The 18,204-nt window shown below is 73.0% G+C and carries 19 protein-coding genes; 5 read left to right on the top strand and 14 right to left on the bottom strand.

Annotation, left to right across the window (positions count from 1 at the left end; genetic code table 11):
* Positions 1-22 precede the first annotated feature (22 nt).
* The 4 genes from kdpA to dut form a co-directional block, all read right to left on the bottom strand.
* Positions 23-1,747, bottom strand: a complete 1,725-nt coding sequence (kdpA, locus tag ABEA77_RS01350) for a potassium-transporting ATPase subunit KdpA (RefSeq protein WP_345640015.1) — start codon at positions 1,745-1,747, stop codon at positions 23-25.
* A gap of 2 nt (positions 1,748-1,749) precedes the next feature.
* Positions 1,750-1,839: a K(+)-transporting ATPase subunit F gene (gene kdpF, locus ABEA77_RS01355; RefSeq protein ID WP_345640017.1), complete on the bottom strand. Its 90-nt coding sequence runs from the start codon at positions 1,837-1,839 to the stop codon at positions 1,750-1,752.
* Between the two features lie 309 nt (positions 1,840-2,148).
* Complete coding sequence (locus tag ABEA77_RS01360; RefSeq protein ID WP_345640019.1) at positions 2,149-2,955, bottom strand: DUF3710 domain-containing protein; 807 nt, start codon at positions 2,953-2,955, stop codon at positions 2,149-2,151.
* Between the two features lies 1 nt (position 2,956).
* Entirely contained in the window at positions 2,957-3,469 is a 513-nt protein-coding gene (dut, locus tag ABEA77_RS01365) for a dUTP diphosphatase (RefSeq protein WP_345640199.1), read from the bottom strand.
* A gap of 73 nt (positions 3,470-3,542) precedes the next feature.
* Between dut and ABEA77_RS01370 the strand changes: the two genes are divergently transcribed.
* Entirely contained in the window at positions 3,543-4,001 is a 459-nt protein-coding gene (locus ABEA77_RS01370) for a DUF3093 domain-containing protein (RefSeq protein ID WP_345640021.1), read from the top strand.
* Positions 4,002-4,065: 64 nt separating this feature from the next.
* Here the strand turns inward: ABEA77_RS01370 and ABEA77_RS01375 are convergent, their stop codons facing one another.
* The 4 genes from ABEA77_RS01375 to ABEA77_RS01390 form a co-directional block, all read right to left on the bottom strand.
* Positions 4,066-5,109, bottom strand: coding sequence for a hypothetical protein (locus tag ABEA77_RS01375; protein ID WP_345640023.1), 1,044 nt, complete (start codon positions 5,107-5,109; stop codon positions 4,066-4,068).
* 10 nt (positions 5,110-5,119) lie between these two features.
* Positions 5,120-5,416: a DUF4193 domain-containing protein gene (locus ABEA77_RS01380; protein WP_030350183.1), complete on the bottom strand. Its 297-nt coding sequence runs from the start codon at positions 5,414-5,416 to the stop codon at positions 5,120-5,122.
* Positions 5,417-5,822: 406 nt separating this feature from the next.
* Positions 5,823-7,058 (bottom strand): sensor histidine kinase, encoded by a 1,236-nt coding sequence (locus ABEA77_RS01385; RefSeq protein ID WP_345640025.1) that lies wholly within the window; start codon positions 7,056-7,058, stop codon positions 5,823-5,825.
* Positions 7,059-7,063: 5 nt separating this feature from the next.
* A complete protein-coding gene (locus ABEA77_RS01390) occupies positions 7,064-7,717 on the bottom strand; it encodes a response regulator transcription factor (protein WP_345640027.1) in 654 nt (217 codons plus the stop codon).
* 392 nt (positions 7,718-8,109) lie between these two features.
* Between ABEA77_RS01390 and ABEA77_RS01395 the strand changes: the two genes are divergently transcribed.
* The gene (locus ABEA77_RS01395; RefSeq protein ID WP_345640028.1) at positions 8,110-8,283 is read left to right on the top strand and encodes a hypothetical protein; all 174 of its coding nucleotides are present in this window, start codon (positions 8,110-8,112) and stop codon (positions 8,281-8,283) included.
* A gap of 98 nt (positions 8,284-8,381) precedes the next feature.
* Here the strand turns inward: ABEA77_RS01395 and ABEA77_RS01400 are convergent, their stop codons facing one another.
* Together ABEA77_RS01400 and ABEA77_RS01405 are read right to left on the bottom strand one after the other, a co-directional pair.
* Positions 8,382-9,215 carry an inositol monophosphatase family protein gene (locus ABEA77_RS01400; protein WP_345640031.1) on the bottom strand — a complete coding sequence of 278 codons (834 nt, stop codon included), beginning with the start codon at positions 9,213-9,215 and terminating at the stop codon, positions 8,382-8,384.
* A gap of 11 nt (positions 9,216-9,226) precedes the next feature.
* A complete protein-coding gene (locus ABEA77_RS01405) occupies positions 9,227-10,354 on the bottom strand; it encodes a ferrochelatase (RefSeq protein WP_345640032.1) in 1,128 nt (375 codons plus the stop codon).
* 142 nt (positions 10,355-10,496) lie between these two features.
* Here ABEA77_RS01405 and ABEA77_RS01410 point away from each other — a divergent pair, with 142 nt between their 5' ends.
* Positions 10,497-11,813, top strand: coding sequence for an MFS transporter (locus tag ABEA77_RS01410; RefSeq protein ID WP_345640033.1), 1,317 nt, complete (start codon positions 10,497-10,499; stop codon positions 11,811-11,813).
* Positions 11,770-13,119 carry a D-arabinono-1,4-lactone oxidase gene (locus ABEA77_RS01415; protein WP_345640035.1) on the top strand — a complete coding sequence of 450 codons (1,350 nt, stop codon included), beginning with the start codon at positions 11,770-11,772 and terminating at the stop codon, positions 13,117-13,119. The genes ABEA77_RS01410 and ABEA77_RS01415 overlap by 44 nt, the downstream gene beginning before the upstream one ends.
* A gap of 113 nt (positions 13,120-13,232) precedes the next feature.
* Here ABEA77_RS01415 and ABEA77_RS01420 read toward each other — a convergent pair whose 3' ends face one another.
* Positions 13,233-14,117: a hypothetical protein gene (locus ABEA77_RS01420; protein WP_345640037.1), complete on the bottom strand. Its 885-nt coding sequence runs from the start codon at positions 14,115-14,117 to the stop codon at positions 13,233-13,235.
* A gap of 457 nt (positions 14,118-14,574) precedes the next feature.
* On the opposite strand from ABEA77_RS01420, the gene sepH reads away from it, so the two are divergent.
* A complete protein-coding gene (gene sepH, locus ABEA77_RS01425; protein WP_345640039.1) occupies positions 14,575-15,681 on the top strand; it encodes a septation protein SepH in 1,107 nt (368 codons plus the stop codon).
* A gap of 251 nt (positions 15,682-15,932) precedes the next feature.
* Here the strand turns inward: sepH and ABEA77_RS01430 are convergent, their stop codons facing one another.
* The 3 genes from ABEA77_RS01430 to ABEA77_RS01440 all read right to left on the bottom strand — a co-directional run bounded on the left by ABEA77_RS01430 (position 15,933) and on the right by ABEA77_RS01440 (position 18,184).
* The gene (locus ABEA77_RS01430) at positions 15,933-16,769 is read right to left on the bottom strand and encodes a sulfurtransferase (RefSeq protein ID WP_345640040.1); all 837 of its coding nucleotides are present in this window, start codon (positions 16,767-16,769) and stop codon (positions 15,933-15,935) included.
* Positions 16,770-16,808: 39 nt separating this feature from the next.
* Complete coding sequence (locus ABEA77_RS01435; protein WP_345640042.1) at positions 16,809-17,378, bottom strand: NADPH-dependent FMN reductase; 570 nt, start codon at positions 17,376-17,378, stop codon at positions 16,809-16,811.
* Positions 17,379-17,533: 155 nt separating this feature from the next.
* Positions 17,534-18,184, bottom strand: a complete 651-nt coding sequence (locus tag ABEA77_RS01440) for a thymidine kinase (protein WP_345640043.1) — start codon at positions 18,182-18,184, stop codon at positions 17,534-17,536.
* Positions 18,185-18,204 lie beyond the last annotated feature (20 nt).

Below are 18,204 nucleotides of genomic sequence, written 5' to 3' on the forward strand. Positions count from 1 at the left end.
TCTTGTTCCTGACGGGACGGGGTCATGACGCGAGCCCTTCCGCGAGCGGGCCGAGCGCCAGGGCGGGGAAGTACGTCAGGCCCGTGACGAGTACGGTCGTGCCGACGAGGAGGGTCGCGAACAGCGGCTTGTGGGTGCGCAGGGTGCCCGCGGTCTCGGGTACGGGCCGCTGCTCGGCGAGTGATCCTGCGAGCGCGAGCACGAAGACCATCGGCACGAAGCGGCCGAGCAGCATGGCGAGGCCGAGCGTGGTGTCGTACCAGTCGGTGTCGGCGTCGAGGCCCGCGAAGGCGGAGCCGTTGTTGTTGGCGCCCGAGGTGAAGGCGTAGAGGATCTCGGAGAAGCCGTGGGCGTGGGAGCCGGACACCGCGGTCGCCGCCGTGTTGAGCACCGAGTCCCGCGGGGTCGCGAGCGCCACGGACAGCGCGGTGAGGACCAGCACGAGCGTGGGCGTGACCAGCAGGTAGACGGCCGCGAACTTCATCTCGCGCGAGCCGATCTTCTTGCCGAGGTACTCGGGCGTCCTGCCGACCATCAGGCCGGCCACGAAGACGGCGATGACCGCGAGCACCAGCATGCCGTACAGGCCGGAACCGACGCCGCCGGGCGCCACCTCGCCGAGCATCATCCCCAGCAGGGTCAGCCCGCCGCCGAGCCCGGTGAACGACGAGTGGAAGGAGTTGACCGCGCCGGTGGAGGTGAGGGTGGTGGCCGTCGAGAACAGCGAGGAGCCGCCGACGCCGAACCGGGTCTCCTTGCCCTCCATGGAGGCGCCCGCGAGGTCGAAGGCCGGGCCGCCGTGGTGGAACTCGGTCCACAGCGTCAGGGCGGTGAAGCCGAGCCAGATCGCGGCCATCGCGCCGAGGACCGCGTACCCCTGCCTGACCGAGCCGACCATCGTGCCGAAGGTACGGGTCAGGGCGGAGGGGATGACGAGGATCAGGAAGATCTCCAGGAGGTTCGAGAGCCCGTTGGGATTCTCGAAGGGGTGCGCGGAGTTGGCGTTGAAGTAGCCGCCGCCGTTGGTGCCCAGCTCCTTGATGGCCTCCTGGGAGGCGACGGCGCCGCCGTCCCACTGCTGCGGGCCGCCAATGAACTGGCCGACGTCGTGCACGCCCGCGACGTTCTGGATGACGCCGGTGGCGGCCAGCAGGACCGCGCCGACCAGGGCGAGGGGCAGCAGGATGCGGACGGTGCCGCGCACCAGGTCAGCCCAGAAGTTGCCGAGCTCGCCGGTACGGACGGGGGTCCCCCCGCGCGAGCGGAGCCGGGCGTGGGAAGGTGCGAAGCCGCGCACGAGGGCGATCGCCACGGCCATGCCGACGGCCGCCGACACGAAGTTCTGCACCGCGAGGCCGCCGGTCTGCACGAGGTGGCCCATGGTCTGCTCACCCGCGTACGCCTGCCAGTTGGTGTTGGCGACGAACGACGCTGCGGTGTTGAAGGCCAGGGCCGGGCTGACGGACGCGAAGCCGGGCGAACCGGGCAGCACGCCCTGGAGGCGCTGCATCAGATAGAGGAACACCACGCCGACCAGTGAGAAGGCGAGGACTCCGCGCAGGTAGGCGGGCCAGCGCATCCCGGTGTCGGGGTCGGCGCCGACGCATCTGTAGAGCCACCTCTCGACCCGCCAGTGCTTCGTGGACCGGTAGACGCCTGCCATGTAGTCGCCGAGCGGCCGGTAGGTCAGCCCGAGTGCGGCGGTGAGGGCCAGCAGCTGGAGCACGGCGGAGGGTACGGGGCCCATGCTCAGAACCTCTCGGGGAGGACGAGCGCCACCACCAGGTAGACCAGCAGGGCGGCCGCCACGACGAGCCCGATGACGTTCTCTGCGCTCACAGCTTCGCCACCGCCTTCGCGACGACGGCCACCAGTGCGAAGGCGGCGAGCGTGGTGAGGACGAAGGCCACGTCGGCCATCGTGTGCTCCTAGGTGCGGGAGGGAAGTTCCTGACGCCTTTGAGGAAACCCCCCGCTAAGGAGCGTGTGACGCGCGTTGACGGGTCCCGTACGGCCCGGCCCGCGGCTTTGACGCGGTCCGTACGCCCCGCCCCGTGACCCGCGGCGGCCCGCGGACATGGCGACGGGCCGCACTCCGTGGAAGGAGTACGGCCCGTGGCGTCGGCGCTGCGGTGCCAGGCTGGGCTGCTCAGCGCACCTCGGTGATCTCGGGCCCGCGCTGGAGCTGGCCCATGCCGCCGGAGAAACGGGAGCCCTCCTGCTCCTCCTGCTGCACGCCCTCGGGGACCATCTGCGCGTCGTTCGGCAGCTTGAGCACGATCGGGTCGCGGGGGGCCATCGGGCCCTCGCCGCGGACGACGACGGTGTCGCGGAAGACCTGTTCGAGCAGGCCGGCCGCCTCCGGCTGGACCGCGCCCTGGCCGGAGATCACGCCGCGCAGGAACCAGCGCGGGCCGTCGACGCCGACGAAGCGCACCATCTGCACCCCGCCCGTGCCGTCCGGCAGCTGCACGGGCACCTGGGCCCGCAGCTCCCAGCCGAGCGGGCCCTCGACCTCGTCGATGATGCCGCCCTGCTGGGTGATGCCCGTGGCGATCTCCTCGCGGACCTCGCCCCAGATGCCCTCGCGCTTGGGCGCGGCGAACGCCTGGAGCTGCACGGCACTGTCGCGCAGCACGACCGTGGCGGCGACGATCGCGTCGCCCGCGACCTCGACGCGCAGCTCCATGCCCTCGACCCCGGGCACGAACATGCCGCCGAGGTCGACCCTGCCGTCATCGGGCTTGGAGACCTCGGAGATGTCCCAGGGGCCGTCGGGGCGGGGCGCAGGAGGGAGGTTCGCGCGGCGGCCGCCGCCGTCCTCCGACGGGTCCTGTCCCCGCTCCTGGACCGTCACGTCTTCGCCGGCGTCAGTGCCGTCGAGGAGCGTCGCGTCCTCGCCGGCCGCGTCCGTCGCGTCCTGTGCGGAACCATTCTTCTTGCGACGTCCGAACACGTCACTGTCCTTCCCGGTCGGATACGACCGAAGCGTATCGATTCCCACCCTGTGCACCGTCCGTGGCGGCATGACCACCGGTGGACCCGAAGCCCCCCTCGGCCCGAGCGGAACCGGGCAGTTCCGCCACCTCGTGGAAGCGGACCTTCTCGACCTGCTGGACCACCAGTTGGGCAATCCGGTCGAACCGCTCGAACCGCACGCTCTCGCGCGGGTCCAGATTGACCACGATCACCTTGATCTCTCCACGGTACCCGGCATCCACCGTCCCGGGGGCATTCACGAGAGCCACTCCGCACCGGGCGGCGAGGCCCGAACGCGGGTGCACGAAGGCCGCGTACCCGTCGGGCAGGGCGATGGACACGCCGGTCGGCAGTACCGCGCGCTCGCCGGGCGCCAGCTCGGCGGCCTCGGTGGTCACCAGGTCCGCTCCCGCGTCGCCCGGGTGCCCGTACGCGGGGATCGGCACCTCGGCATCGACGCGGCGGATGAGGACGTCAACGGGGGTTCTCAGTGGGGTGTGGCTCACATGCGCAGACCTTACCCGCGCGAGGGGTCCCACAGGCCGGCATGCCAAGCTAGCCCCCATGGAGCCTTCCGCCGTGCGTTACGAAGAGCGTCTCACCGCGCCCAAGTCCTGGTGGGTCATCGCCGGCCTGTTCGGCGTCTGCGGGGCGCTGATCCTGCTTCCGCTCGGCCCGATCCCCATGCTCGCGGGCCTGGTCGGCGCGGGTGCGGTCGCGATGGGCTGCGTCAGCTCGTACGGCTCGGTGCGCATCCGCGTGGTCGGGGACTCCCTGGTGGCGGGCGACGCGAAGATCCCGCTGTCGGCGCTCGGGGAGCCCGAGGTGCTGGACCCGGAGGAGACCAGGGCCTGGCGGCTGCACAAGGCGGACCCACGGGCGTTCATGCTGCTGCGCAGCTATGTCGCCACGGCGGTACGGGTGGAGATCACGGACCCGGCCGACCCGACGCCCTACGCCTACCTGTCGACGCGGGACCCGCGGGGGCTCGCCGCGGCGCTGGACGGCGCACAGCTGGTCTGACCTGCCTGACCGGTCCTACCAGGCACCCGGTCACCCGGTCGCCTGGACCATGCAGAGCGCCAGGTCAGTCGCCCAGGTCCCTCGGCAGCTCGGGCGGGAGTTCAGCGGGCGCGGGGCGCTCGATCGGCGGGAGCGCGGGCAGGTCGTCCCAGGCCACCTGCTTCTTGCGCAGGTCCTTGCGTACGTGCTCGGCGACGTGCCGGGTGTCCCTGCGGTTCATCATCGCGCCGACCGCGGCGCCGATCATGAACGGGACCAGGTTGGGGAGGCTGCGCACGGTGCGCTTCATGATCTGCTGGCGCAGCTCGCGCTTGACGGTGTTGCTGAGGGCGCCGCTGAACGTCGCGGGCCGGGTGACCTCCACGCCGCGCTCCTCGGTCCACGCCGTCACATAGGCGAGGCCGCGCTCTCTGACGCCGCCGGGCGGCCGGCGGCCGTAGACCTCGTGCAGCTCGGCGATGAGCTTGATCTCGATGGCGGCCACGGCGGTGATCTCGGCGGCCAGCTCGGCCGGAAGGGCCGGGGGTACGGGCAGCATCGCCGCGGCTCCCACGCCCGCGCCGACCGTGGCGCTGCTCGCGGCGGCGCCCGCCACGAGCTTGTCGGCGATCTCCTCGGGACCGAGCCCCGGGAAGTGCCTGCGCAGGGTCTCCAGGTCGCGCACCGGGATGCGCGGCGCGATGTCGAGGATGCGGTCGGCGACGAATCCGAGGCCGGCCTTCGCGCCCGCCCCGCCCTTGCGTACGCCCCGCCGCACGGTGTCGAAGCGCCCCCTCGCCCTGGGAGGCTCCTCCGCGCCGTCCGGGTCGGCAGGACCGCCGGGGCCCTGGTGCCCGGCTTCGAGCGAGGCCGTCGGGCCCTGCTCGTCGTCCTGTGCGCCACTGCCCGGGGGCAGGGGGGCGGCGGAGTGTCCGGAGCGCTCGGGGGCCTCGAAGGCGCCCGCCGCCGTGTCCTCGCCGCCCTGGTGCGCCGGGGTCGAAGCCTGGTCGGACTTCGGCCCGAGGCGCCATTTCCTGGTCTTCCGGGATCCCCGCGAATCGCGGGAGTCCCGTGGATCCCGTGGATCCCCGGAGTCCCGTGACGTCCCAGAAGAGGAGTCGCCTGCCACGATCGCCGGATCAGTCGCAGTCGCGGCAGATCGGCTGGCCGTTCTTCTCCCGGGCCAGCTGCGAGCGGTGGTGCACGAGGAAGCAGCTCATGCACGTGAACTCGTCCGCCTGGCGAGGCAGGACGCGGACCGAGAGCTCCTCGTTGGAGAGGTCGGCGCCGGGCAGTTCGAGCCCTTCGGCCTGCTCGAACTCGTCGACGTCGACCGCGGAGGTCGACTTGTCGTTCCGCCGGGCCTTCAGCTCCTCCAGGCTGTCCTGGTCGACGTCGTCGTCGGTCTTGCGTGGGGTGTCGTAGTCGGTAGCCATCTCAGTGCTCTCCCCCTGTGGGTGTCTGTGGTGTCTCCAGCGCACGTAACGCGTGAGAGGCCGGACTTGTGCCCGACCTGAGGCGGAGATTTTGCCTCACATCAAGGTCTGTTACTCAATCGACACCCAAAAGCGCTGCTCACGGATGATCGGCTCCGGGTGGCGAAGGGGACCGTACACGGTCATGAGGTCGTGCGACGCAGGCACCACCCCGTGTACTTCCCGTGATCTCACCCCTCGGAAACCCGGACGTTACCGGCCTTCCGACAGATGTTTGATCACTGAACGTAGATGAATGCGAAAACATTCCTGTGATCCCTCGCACAGGAGACCGATCCCGCACCATGGCGAAAATTCCGCGCAAAGCGAACAAAGTCGGGGCTCCTGCGGCACCTGAGGCACGGGGTCACATGGGCAACGTGACACGCATCACGAGTCCGCCTCCCTCGCGCGGATCTGCCACGATGCGCCCTCCGTGCGCCCTGGCGACCGAGCGTGCGATGGAAAGCCCCAGGCCGACGCCCTTGTCGCTGCCGGTGCGCTCCGTCCGCAGCCGCCGGAACGGCTCGAACAGGTTGTCCACCTCGTAGGCGGGCACGACGGGTCCCGTGTTGGAGACCTCCAGGACCGCCTGACCCTGCTGGACGTCCGTACGGACCTCGACCCAGCCGTCCTCCGCCACGTTGTACCGGACGGCGTTCTGCACCAGGTTGAGCGCGATCCGCTCCAGCAGCACACCGTTGCCCTGCACGACGGCGGGTGCGCAGTGCGCGCGCAGCTCGACGCCCTTCTGCTCGGCCTCGGCGGACGCCTGGTCGACGGCGCGCGTGGCGACCTCGGCCAGATCGACCGGTTTCCGCTCCACCAGCTCGTTCTCGCTGCGGGCCAGGAGCAGCAGCCCCTCGACGAGCTGCTCGCTGCGCTCGTTGGTGGCGAGCAGCGTCCGGCCGAGCTGCTGGAGCTCCACCGGCGCCCCCGGATCCGAGAGGTGCACTTCGAGGAGTGTCCTGTTGATCGCGAGCGGTGTCCGCAGCTCGTGGGAGGCGTTGGCCACGAACCGCTGCTGCGAGGAGAAGGCGCGCTCAAGGCGCTCCAGCATCTCGTCGAAGGTGTCGGCGAGCTCCTTGAACTCGTCGTCGGGACCGTCGAGCTCGATGCGCCGGGAGAGGTCGGAGCCGACGACGCGGCGCGCCGTGCGGGTGATCCGGCCGAGGGGCGACAGGACCCGTCCTGCCATCGCGTACCCGAAGGCGAACGCGATGACCGTGAGGCCGACCAGCGCGAACAGCGAGCGGGTGAGCAGGTCGTCGAGGGCCTGCGCGCGCTCGTGGTTCACGCACTGGTTCATGGCGCTGTTGAACTGGTCGGCGGTGGTGAGACCGCCGAAGTTGCAGACCTTGCTGGTGATGGTGCCGGAGACGATCTGGAACGGCAGGTCGCTGCCGACGTTCAACGCCTGCGCGGCCAGCAGGTAGATGATCGAGAGCAGCAGGATGCCGGCGATCAGGAACATGCCGCCGTACAGCAGCGTCAGCCGTATCCGGATCGTGGGGCGCAGCCACGGCACGACCTGCTCAGCGGGCCAGCGCGGGTCCCAGGTCGGCTTCGGCGGCGCCTCGGGGGGCGTCGGGTGCGAGGCCACGGCCGTCAGATCCGGTAGCCGGAGCCGGGCACCGTCACGATCACGGGCGGCTCGCCGAGCTTGCGGCGCAGCGTCATCACCGTCACCCGCACGACGTTCGTGAACGGGTCGGTGTTCTCGTCCCACGCCTTCTCCAGCAGCTGCTCCGCGGAGACGACGGCGCCCTCGCTGCGCATGAGCACTTCGAGTACCGCGAACTCCTTGGGCGCGAGCTGGATCTCCGCGCCGTCGCGGAAGACCTCGCGCCTGTTGGGGTCGAGCCTGATTCCCGAGCGTTCGAGCACGGGCGGCAGCGCCGCGGTGGTCCTGCGGCCGAGCGCGCGGACCCTGGCGGTCAGCTCGGTGAAGGCGAACGGCTTCGGCAGGTAGTCGTCCGCGCCCAGCTCAAGGCCCTCGACGCGGTCGCTGACGTCCCCTGCGGCGGTCAGCATGAGGACGCGGGTGGGGATGCCGAGCTCGACGATCCTGCGGCAGACGTCGTCCCCGTGCACCAGGGGGAGGTCGCGGTCGAGGACGACCACGTCGTAGTCGTTGACCTCGACGCGTTCGAGGGCGGCGGCCCCGTCGTACACGACGTCGACCGCCATGGCCTCCCGGCGCAGTCCGGTCGCCACCGCATCGGCGAGCAGCTGCTCGTCCTCGACGACGAGTACACGCACGTCCGTGATCCTTCCTCCGAGACCCCGCGCCCCTCACCGGGGCAGGCGTCACCATGCCGCTTGCGCCCCCATCCTGCCCTTTTCGCGCGTAAACCGGCGGTAAGACGCCGACGGACGCCGCGCGCGGGCGCCCGCGGCTGCCGCCCGGCGGGGCGGCGGGGCGAAGATCCGGCGGGAATAGCCGGGAAGACCGGAGAAGTTGAGGTTTCCTGCCCGCCCGGCATGGGGATGAGCCCTTCACACCCGAGATCACTCCCGAGCGCGGCCGTTCCTTCCGCGTTCTGTTTTCCAGTAGGCAGAGGGATCGTGATCACCCGCCGTCGGCACTTCCGTGCCACCCGACCACCACGTCGGCACACCCCCGTGCCACTGACCCACGACGAGGGGGCGCAATGGACGCATTCACCGCAGGACTGCTGCAGCGCATAAGGACGACCGAGACCGATCTGACCAGGGCACGCGAGGAAGGCGACGACTTCCTCGCCGACGTCGAGCAGGAGGAGCTGGAGGATCTGCGCCGGCTCGCCGCGGAACACGGCGTCGAGGTGGGCGCGGCCGGCGTGTGAGCCGCGGAGCGCCCGCCGCCGCCATGGCGGACCGCAGGGGCCCCGGTGCCGAGGGGATCGGCACCGGGGCCCCTGCGCGTGCGGAGAGGCGCGGCAGCTCAGTCGTGCCAGGCGCCGTACTCGTCGAGCAGGGCCTGGAGGGGGCCGAAGACGCCGGGCGAGGCCGCCACGGTGAGCCCGTCGTGCGGCCGCTCCCCCGGCCTGCCCCCGGTGAGGGCGCCGGCCTCGCGGGCGATCAGGTCGCCCGCCGCGTAGTCCCAGGGGTGCAGCCCGCGCTCGTAGTAGCCGTCGAGGCGGCCCCCGGCCACGTCGCACAGGTCGATCGCCGCGGAGCCGGCCCGCCTGATGTCCCGCAGCCTCGGGATCAGCCGCTGCGCCACGGCCGCCTGGTGGGTGCGGACGGTGGTGACGTAGTTGAAGCCGGTCGACACCAGGGCCTGGTCCAGGGCGGGCGAGGGGCGGACGGCGAGGCGCCGCTCCCCCGCCCAGGCGCCGCCGCCGCGCACCGCGCGGTAGGTCTCGCGGCGCATGGGCGCGGCGACGACGCCGACGACGGTCTCGCCGTCGCGCTGCGCGGCGATCGACACGGCCCAGGTGGGCAGCCCGTAGAGGTAGTTGACGGTGCCGTCGAGCGGGTCGACCACCCAGCGGACGCCCGATGTGCCCTCGGTGCTCGCACCCTCCTCGCCGAGGATCCCGTCGTCGGGGCGGTGGCGCGCGAGGAAGGACGTGATCAGCTTCTCGGCCGCGATGTCCATCTCGGTCACCACGTCGACGGGGCTCGACTTGGTGGCGGCGACGGCGAGGTCGTCGGGCCTGCCGTCGCGCAGCAGGGCGCCCGCCGCCTCGGCCGCTTCGAGGGCGAGGGCGAGGAGCCGCGCGGTCAGCTCGGGATCGGGGTCGGTGTACGGGTCGTGCGGTGCGTCACTCACGCGGGGCTCCTTCAGGCGTACGGGCTGTCGGCGCCCGCGGCGGCGGGCCTGGGGGCGCGCGCCGGGCAGCACCCGATCGGACACAGGTCGTGGCCGGGACCGAGCGCGCCGAGCGCGCACCGCTCGCGCGGTTCGCCCCGCTCGGTCGCGGCGCGCTCGACGAGGAGGTCGCGCACGGCGGCGGCGAAGCGCGGGTCGGCGCCGACGGTGGGCGAGCGGCGGGCGGGGAGCCCGAGTTCCGCGGCCTTGGCGGTGGCCTCGGTGTCGAGGTCGTAGAGGACCTCCATGTGGTCGGAGACGAAGCCGATGGGCACCATGACGACGGCGGGGGCTCCCGCGCCGTGCAGGGACTCCAGGTGGTCGCAGATGTCCGGTTCGAGCCAGGGCGTGCCGGGGGCTCCGCTGCGGGACTGGTAGACGAGTTCCCACGGGTGCTCGACGCCGGTCTCCTCGGTGACGGCGGCGGCGACCACGCGCGCCACGTCGAGGTGCTGGGCGACGTAGGCGCCGCCGTGGCCGTGGCCCGGCGCCGGCCCCGAGGTGTCGGCGGCGCCGATCGGGATGGAGTGCGTGGTGAAGGCGAGGTGGGCGCCGTCGCGCACCTCCCCCGGCAGGTCGGCGAGCGAGGCGAGGACGCCGTCGATGACGGGCCGCACGAACCCCGGGTGGTTGAAGTAGTGCCGCAGCTTGTCCACCCGCGGCAGTGCGAGCCCCTCGGCCGCCAGGGTCGCGAGGGCGTCCGCGAGGTTCTCGCGGTACTGGCGGCAGCCCGAGTAGGAGGCGTAGGCGCTGGTGGCGAGGACCGCGATCCTGCGGTGGCCGTCGAGGACCATGCGCCGCAGGGTGTCCGTGAGGTACGGCGCCCAGTTCCGGTTGCCCCAGTGCACCGGCAGGTCGACGCCGTGTTCCGCGAAGTCCTTGCGCAGGGCGTCGAGGAGCACCCGGTTCTGCTCGTTGATCGGGCTCACGCCGCCGAACAGGTAGTAGTGCTGCCCCACCTTCTTGAGCCGCTCACGCGGGATACCGCGTCCGCGCGTCACGTTCTCCAGGAACGGGATGACGTCGTCCGGTCCTTCGGGGCCACCGAAGGACAGCAGCAGAAGGGCGTCATAGGGGGCTGTGTCTGGGTGCTCGGGCATGGCTCCGATCCTCCCACCGCGCGCATATCGCGTCACAACCGGCACCGCGGAGCTCGTAACCTGTACGGGCGCGTACGGTCCCTTACCGCCGCGCCCTTGTCCCCCACCCCGTTTCCCCACCACAGCAGCGCCGGAGAGTGCCGTGGCCAGTCCCTACCGCGAGATCTTCGCCGCCCCCGGCGCCTGGAAGTTCAGCGCGGCGGGGCTGCTCGGCAGGATGCCGCTCTCGATGACCGGCATCGGCGTGGTGACGATGGTCTCGCAGCTGACGGGGCGCTACCGGCTCGCGGGCGCGCTGTCGGCGACGATGGCGATGTCGGTGGCGCTGCTCGGGCCGCAGGTCTCCCGGCTCGTCGACCGGTACGGGCAGCGGCGCACGCTCAGGCCCGCCGCGCTGCTCTCCGCGGTGGCGCTGGCCGGGCTGCTGGCGTGCGCCGCCCGGGGCGCGCCCGACTGGACGCTGTTCCTCTTCGCCGCCTGCACGGGGTGCGTGCCGAGCGTGGGCGCGATGGTGCGGGCCCGCTGGGCGGCGCTGCACCGCGGCGGGGACCGGCGACTGCACGCGGCCTACTCCTGGGAGTCGATGGTCGACGAAGTCTGCTTCATCGTCGGCCCGATCCTCTCCATCGGCCTGTCGACGTCGTGGTTCCCCGAGGCCGGCCCGCTGGTCGCTGGGGTGTTCCTGCTGGCCGGGGTGGCCTGGCTGTGCGCCCAGCGCCCGACGGAGCCCGCTGCGCACCCGCCCGCAGGGCACGGCGGGCGCTCCGCGCTGCGCTCGACCGGGCTCCAGGTGCTCGTGGCCACCTTCGTGGCGACGGGTGCCGTCTTCGGCGCGGTGGACGTGGTCACCGTGGCCTACGCGGACGAGCTGGGGCACAAGGGCAGCGCCAGCCTGGTCCTCGCCGCGTACGCGCTGGGCTCGTGCCTCGCAGGCGCGCTGTTCGGCCTGGTGCGGCTCTCCGGCCCGGTGGCGCGGCGCTGGCTCGTGGGTGTCCTCGCGATGGCCGTGAGTATGATCCCCCTCCAACTGGCCGGGAGCCTGCCGCTCCTGGCCGTGGCGCTGTTCGTCGCGGGGCTCGCGGTGGCACCGACCATGGTGTCGACGATGGGCCTCGTAGAGGCGCACGTACCGCGCAGCGCGCTGACCGAGGGCATGACCTGGACGAGTACCGGGCTCTCCGTCGGCGTCGCACTCGGCTCGTCGGCCGCCGGCTGGGTGGTCGACGCCGCGGGGGCGCGCGCGGGGTACGCGGTGCCCGGTGCGGCGGGGGCGGCCGCGGCCGTGGTGGCACTGCTCGGCCACCGCCGGCTGAGCAGGCCGGCCACCGTGTCCCGGCGGAAAGGGCGTGAGGCCGATGGAGTCCCGCAGCACCTCGGAGAACAGCGCGAACAGGCCGGGGGGACCGGCAGCGGCGGTGAGTGCCAGGACGGCCAGGAGGCCGCGGCTCCGGTGGCGTGACCCTGGCGCCCCGGGGCTCTGGCGCAACTGGGCGGGCAATGTCACGGCGCGCCCCGCCCGCACCGCCGCCCCCGCCACCGCGTCGGAGGTCGCGCACGCGGTGCGCGAGGCGGTCGCGGACGGGCTGAAGGTGAAGGCGGCCGGCACGGGCCACTCCTTCACGGCGGCCGCGGCCACCGACGGCGTGCTGATACGCCCGGACCGGCTCACCGGCATCCTCGCGCTCGACCGCGCCGCGGGCACGGTCACCGTCGCCGCGGGCACCCCGCTGCGCGCGCTGAACGCGGCGCTCGCCCGCGCGGGGCTCTCGCTCACGAACATGGGCGACATCATGGCGCAGACGGTGGCGGGCGCCGTCTCGACCGGCACGCACGGCACCGGCCGGGCGTCCGCGTCGATCGCGGCGCAGATCACGGCGCTCGAACTGGTCACGGCCGACGGGTCGCTGCTGCGCTGCTCGCGGGAGGAGAACCCCGACGTGTTCGCCGCCGCGCGGGTCGGGCTCGGCGCGCTCGGCGTGCTGACGTCGGTGACCTTCGCCGTCGAGCCGGTCTTCCTGCTGACGGCGCGCGAGGAGCCGATGGGCCTCGACCGGGTGCTCGCCGAGTTCGAGGAGCACGTCGCCGGGAACGAGCACTTCGAGTTCTACTGGTTCCCGCACACCTCGAACTGCAACACCAAGCGGAACAACCGCAGCGCGGGTCCCGCCGCGCCGCCCGGTCTGCTGCGGGGCTGGCTCGACGACGAGGTGCTGTCCAACGGGGCGTTCAAGGTCGCCTGCTCGGTCGGCCGGGCCGCGCCCGCGGCGATCCCGGCGATCGCCCGGGTGTCGAGCCGGGCGCTGTCGGCCCGTACGTACACGGACATCCCCTACAAGGTGTTCACGTCGCCGCGGCGGGTGCGCTTCGTGGAGATGGAGTACGCGGTGCCCCGGGAGGCGGCGCCCGCGGCGCTGCGCGAGGTGAAGGCGGCGGTGGACCGCTCGCCGCTGCGGGTGAGCTTCCCCGTGGAGGTGCGGACGGCCCCCGCCGACGACATCGCGCTGTCGACGGCGTCGGGCCGGGACAGCGCGTACATCGCCGTCCACCTCTACCGGGGCACGCCGCACCAGGCGTACTTCGGCGCGGTGGAGCGGATCATGGTCGCGCACGGCGGCCGGCCGCACTGGGGGAAGCTGCACTCGCGGGACGCGGAGTACCTGGCGGGGGTCTATCCGCGGTTCGGTGAGTTCACCGCGGTGCGGGACCGGCTCGACCCCGACCGGGTCTTCGGCAACGACTACCTGCGCCGCGTGCTGGGCGGGTGAGCCGCGGGGCACCCGGCTCCCCCGGAGAACACACGTACCTTTGCGCCCCGTTCGCCACGCCCGGGGCTTTCCGCCCGGCTCGCCGCTCCGAGCGAGCCGGGCGAGCCGCCGGTTCAGCCCGCGGCGGGCGCGCCCGCACCGTCGGGGGCCTCGCCGGGCGCGCTCGCGCCGTCGCCGCCGTCCCCCGTGCTCGGCGAGGGGGTGGGCACGGTGGGGCTCTGCCCGGTGCCGCCCGAGGGCGTCGTGCCGGGCGACGGGGTGCGGCCGCCGGGGCTCGTGCTCGCGCGGCCGTCGCCCTGGCTCCGGCCGCCGCCGGGGCTCGGCGAGGTGCTCGCGCCCCCGCCGGGCCCGGTGGAGCCGTCCTGCCCGCCGCCCGCGGACTTCTGCGGCTTCCCGGAATCCCCTGTGGACGGGGTGGCGGGCGACGGGGTGTGGCCGCCGCTGCCGCCCCCGCCGCTCACCACGGAGCCGATGGTCGTGCGGGCGTTGCCGCTGAGGTCGTGGCCCGCGGCCAGTTCGTAGCCGGTGATGCAGACCATGGCGAGGAGGAAGACGACGACGGCGCCGAGCACCGGCCGCTTCCAGCCGCGGCGCCGGGTGCCGTGGGTGGTGGCCTCGCCGTAGTCGGCGCCGAGCACGTCGAGCGTGTCGGGCAGGGCGTGGTGGCCGTCCGCGCTCGTGGCCTGCGCCGGAACCTGACGGCCCCTCGGGCGGGCCTGCTCCGCGACGTCCTTGATGCGCTCGCCGGTACGCCGGAAGAGGTAGTGGAAAATCGATCCGCCACAGGTCGCGATCACGCTGACCACGCCCGCGCCGATGATCGTGCCGTACACGTCGAGCTGGGAGGCGAGGACCGCGGCGGCGACGGCGGCGACGGCGCTGCCCGCGACCTGGGGAACGCTCAGATCGAGGCGCCCGGCCCTGCGTTCCGCCCCTTCCTCCCCCGGGTGCGTCCCGCCGTCGTGGCGTTTCGCCCCGCTCTCCAGCTTCTGATCCATCTCCAACCCCTGCTCGACGACTGTCCCAGCTTGCACCAGATGGGGACTGATGGGCGAAGCGAGAGGTTCCGCTCCGGCGGATTGTGTGAAGGGCAACACCCTCGGGGCGGGGTGCGGAACACGTGTCCCCGCGGGCTCCGCGGAACCCGGGCGGCGCGTCTCTCCTCCCCGGTGGCCCCGAATGGAGTACTGTTGCGAGCCCTGGGGCCGGACGCCCCCACCAGGCGTCCGGGACCTTCGGAAGGGGGCCGCACGTGGCACTCGATCCGGCGGGGCCGTTGCACCGCACGGACGCCTGCTGCACAGAGTGACCAGGTACGTCACTCTGCGTCGCAAACAGGTAACCGTGGCATAACGGCGATCCGGGGGCCCTGCCCGACACGCCGGGCAACACGGCAAGGTTGTGGCAGGCTGCACCCGGGCAGGCCACACTCGACCAGCGGAAGCAGCGACGCACGTGACGTCGGCAGGCACCACCCGGGAGGTTCCCATGCCCGAACTGCGTGTCGTGGCCGTCTCGAACGACGGCACACGACTGGTGCTCAAGGCTGCCGACAGCACGGAATACACCCTTCCCATCGATGAGCGGCTGCGTGCCGCCGTCCGCAACGACCGTGCGCGTCTCGGCCAGATCGAGATCGAGGTGGAGAGCCACCTCCGCCCCCGTGACATCCAGGCGCGGATACGAGCGGGCGCGTCGGCCGAGGAGGTCGCGCAGCTCGCGGGCATCCCTGTCGACCGGGTGCGCCGCTTCGAGGGGCCCGTGCTCGCGGAGCGCGCCTTCATGGCGGAGCGCGCGCGCAAGACGCCCGTACGCCGCCCCGGGGAGAACGCGGGGCCGCAGCTCGGCGAGGCGGTGCAGGAGCGGCTGCTGCTGCGCGGCGCCGAGAAGGACACCGTGCAGTGGGACTCCTGGCGGCGTGACGACGGCACCTGGGAAGTGCTGCTCGTCTACCGGGTCGCGGGCGAGCCGCACTCGGCGAGCTGGACGTACGACCCGCCGCGGCGGCTGGTGCAGGCCGTGGACGACGAGGCGCGCGCGCTGATCGGCGACACGGACGACACGGTCATGTCGCAGGAGCCGAGCTTCCCGTTCGTGCCGAGGATCGCCCGGCTCCCCAGGGAGCGCCAGGAGCGCTCACTCGAACGCGCCCTCGACCGGGCGCCCGAGCGCCCCGCGGTCACCGGCGAGCGGTACGACGAAGACGGCGACGGGACGGAGGGCGCCGACGGCCGCGAGCGCGACTCGCTGACGAGCCTGCTGGAGGCGGTGCCGAGCTTCCGCGGCGACCTGGTGGTCCCGGACCGCACGGGCCCCTCGGAGCCCGCGGCCTCCGAGATCGCGGAGGAGTCCGAGGAGGAGGAGCCGGTGGCGCCCGCCGCGTCGGCCGGTTCCGCGTACGCGGACGTGCTGATGCCCCGGTCCGTCGCGGGTCACCGCGAGCGCCTGACGGGCACGACGGACCGTCAGGCGGAGGCCGACGGCGTACGGCCGGGCCGCCGGGCCGCGGTCCCGAGCTGGGACGAGATCGTCTTCGGCACACGCCGCAAGAAGAAGGAGTAGCCCCCGGGGGACGCCGCGCGGGGAGGGGCCCGGCCGTACGGCCGGGCCCCTCCCCGTTTTCCCGCCCGCCGTGGCGGCCCGCCCGACCCCGTGGGTGCGGCCCTGGCCGCCGGGGCGGACGCCGCCCGTCGCTGCGGCCGCGGCCCCGGGCCGGGGGCGCCGGGGCCGGAGGGCGCCCGTTGTCCCGACTGCGGCCGTCAGCGTGATGGGCGACATGTACCTGTTGATCTGGGCGGCCTCGGCGGTCGCAGTCAGGCGCCGGTGGCTACCGGGCGGGTCTCGTCGCGGGACCACTCGGACCAGGAGCCGGCGTAGAGCGCGGCCGGGATGCCCGCGAGTTCGAGGGCGAGCACCTCGTGGGCAGCGGAGACGCCTGAGCCGCAGTACACGCCGACTGCGGGCGCCGTGTCCGCGCCCAGGGCCGCGAAGCGCGCGGCCAGTTCGGCTGCGGGACGGAACGTGCCGTCCGCCGCCACGTTCTCGCTGGTCGGCGCGGAGACGGCGCCCGGGATGTGGCCGCCGACGCGGTCGACGGGCTCGACCTCGCCGCGGTAGCGCTCCCCGGCCCGCGCGTCGAGCAGCAGGCCGTCCTCGGCGAGGGCGGCGGCACCGTCCGCGTCGAGGAGGGCGAGCGCGCCGGGCTCGGGCCGGAAGTCGCCCTCGGCGGGGGCCGTTTCCCCGGTGCTGAGCGGGCGGTCGCCCCAGGCGGCGAGGCCGCCGTCGAGCACTCGCACGTCCGGGTGGCCGCACCACCGCAGCAGCCACCAGGCGCGGGCCGCGGCCCAGCCCTGCCCGTCGTCGTAGGTGACCACGGGGGTGTCGGAGCGTACCCCCGCGCGGCGCATCGCGGCCCCGAACGCGGCCGTTTCCGGCAGCGGATGGCGGCCCCGGTCGCCGGGCGGGCCCGCCAGCTCCTGATCGAGGTCGACGAAGGCCGCGCCCGGCAGGTGCCCGGCCGCGAAGGCCCCGCGTCCGTCGAAGGGCGGCCCGCCCGGCGCGGTCAACCGCCAGCGGATGTCCAGCAGGACGGGCGGGTGGTCCCCCGCCAGGGCGTCGCTCAGTTCCTGGGCGCTGATGATGACTGTCATACGGCCATCATCACGCACCGGCGGCGGGCACTGCGAACGTCAGGCCGCGCGCAGCGGGCGCAGCGCGGCCTCGGTACGCACCAGTTCGTCGAGCATGGTCTTGACGGCGCCCTCGAGGAGTTCGTTGGGCGTGAAGACGGCCTCCTCGTCGAGGAACTGCTGGACGAACGGGATGGAGACGGCCTCGAAGACCGGCGTCATCTTCAGCGTGGTGACGACCTGCTTGATCATCTGGGCGGCGCGGGTGCCGGCGGAGACGCCACCGTAGGTGGCGAGGCCCACGGGCTTGTAGAGCCACTCGCGGTGCAGGAAGTCGATGGCGTTCTTGAGCTCGGCGTTGAAGCCGGAGTTGTACTCGGGCATGACGAAGACGAACGCGTCGCAGGCGGCGACGCGGGCGCTCCAGTCGCGGGTGTGCTGGTGGGTGTACTGGCCGAGCCTCGGATGGTTCGGCTCGTCCATGAACGGCAGGCCGACCTCCGCGAGGTCGATCAGGTCGACCTCGTCGAAGCCCGCGTGCGTGCCGGCCTCCTTCTCCACCCACTGGGCCACGGGCAGGCCCACCCTTCCCGGGCGGGTGCTCGCGACGATGATCCCCAGCTTCGGCATACGTGCTCCTCGGGTGCGTACGCGTGCGCGGTAGCGGCCGCGCCGCGGTCGCGGACGGTTGACGCGACTCCAGTTGTTGCGAGTTCAACTAGTGTACGTACCCGAGGTGCCACCCGAGAACCCGGGTCCCGCGTGACGGACGCCACGTGCCCGGCTCAGGCCGGGTTGACGGGCAGGACGTCCGGGGAGAGCGCGGCCGCGCGCGCCGTCGCCGCGGTCATGCGCCTGCGGTGGTGGCGGCGGCAGAGGACCTCGTAACCGGTCTCCATGGCCGGGCGGTTCACGTCGCCGACCACGACCTGCGCGCCCTCGACCACCATCTCCCCGTCCACCGTGCGGGCGTTGTGGGTGGCGCGGGCGCCGCACCAGCACAGCGCCTCCACCTGGAGCTGCTCGATCCGGTCCGCCAGCTCGATCAGCCGCTGCGAGCCGGGGAACAGCCGGGTGCGGAAGTCCGTAGTGATGCCGAACGCGAACACGTCGAGCCCCAGGTCGTCCACGACCCGGGCCAGCTGGTCGATCTGCTCGGGCGCGAGGAACTGCGCCTCGTCCACGATCACGTAGTCGGCCCGGCCACCGCCGGACATCATCTCCACCAGGAACGCGTACAGGTCGAGCCCCTCGGCCGCCTCGACCGCGTCCGTCACCAGGCCGAGCCGGGAGGAGAGCTTGCCCTCCCCCGCCCGGTCGTCCCGGGTGAACATGACGCCCTGGAGGCCGCGCGCGGACCTGTTGTGCCCGATCTGGAGCGCCAGCGTGCTCTTTCCGCAGTCCATCGTTCCGGAGAAGAACACCAGTTCAGGCATGGGAGAGCGGCAACCTTTCG

Source organism: Streptomyces tremellae, assembly GCF_039540215.1.
In the GTDB taxonomy this organism is placed as follows: domain Bacteria; phylum Actinomycetota; class Actinomycetes; order Streptomycetales; family Streptomycetaceae; genus Streptomyces; species Streptomyces tremellae.

Bases quoted from the DNA above. Each gene is read 5' to 3' on its own strand.
- kdpA (WP_345640015.1), bottom strand. From the start codon at position 1,747: ATGGGCCCCGTACCCTCCGCCGTGCTCCAGCTGCTGGCCCTCACCGCC.
- ABEA77_RS01370 (WP_345640021.1), top strand. From the start codon at position 3,543: ATGGAGCCTTCCGCCGTGCGTTACGAAGAGCGTCTCACCGCGCCCAAG.
- ABEA77_RS01380 (WP_030350183.1), bottom strand. From the start codon at position 5,416: ATGGCTACCGACTACGACACCCCACGCAAGACCGACGACGACGTCGAC.
- ABEA77_RS01395 (WP_345640028.1), top strand. From the start codon at position 8,110: ATGGACGCATTCACCGCAGGACTGCTGCAGCGCATAAGGACGACCGAG.
- ABEA77_RS01405 (WP_345640032.1), bottom strand. From the start codon at position 10,354: ATGCCCGAGCACCCAGACACAGCCCCCTATGACGCCCTTCTGCTGCTG.
- ABEA77_RS01420 (WP_345640037.1), bottom strand. From the start codon at position 14,117: ATGGATCAGAAGCTGGAGAGCGGGGCGAAACGCCACGACGGCGGGACG.
- ABEA77_RS01430 (WP_345640040.1), bottom strand. From the start codon at position 16,769: ATGACAGTCATCATCAGCGCCCAGGAACTGAGCGACGCCCTGGCGGGG.
- ABEA77_RS01435 (WP_345640042.1), bottom strand. From the start codon at position 17,378: ATGCCGAAGCTGGGGATCATCGTCGCGAGCACCCGCCCGGGAAGGGTG.
- ABEA77_RS01440 (WP_345640043.1), bottom strand. From the start codon at position 18,184: ATGCCTGAACTGGTGTTCTTCTCCGGAACGATGGACTGCGGAAAGAGC.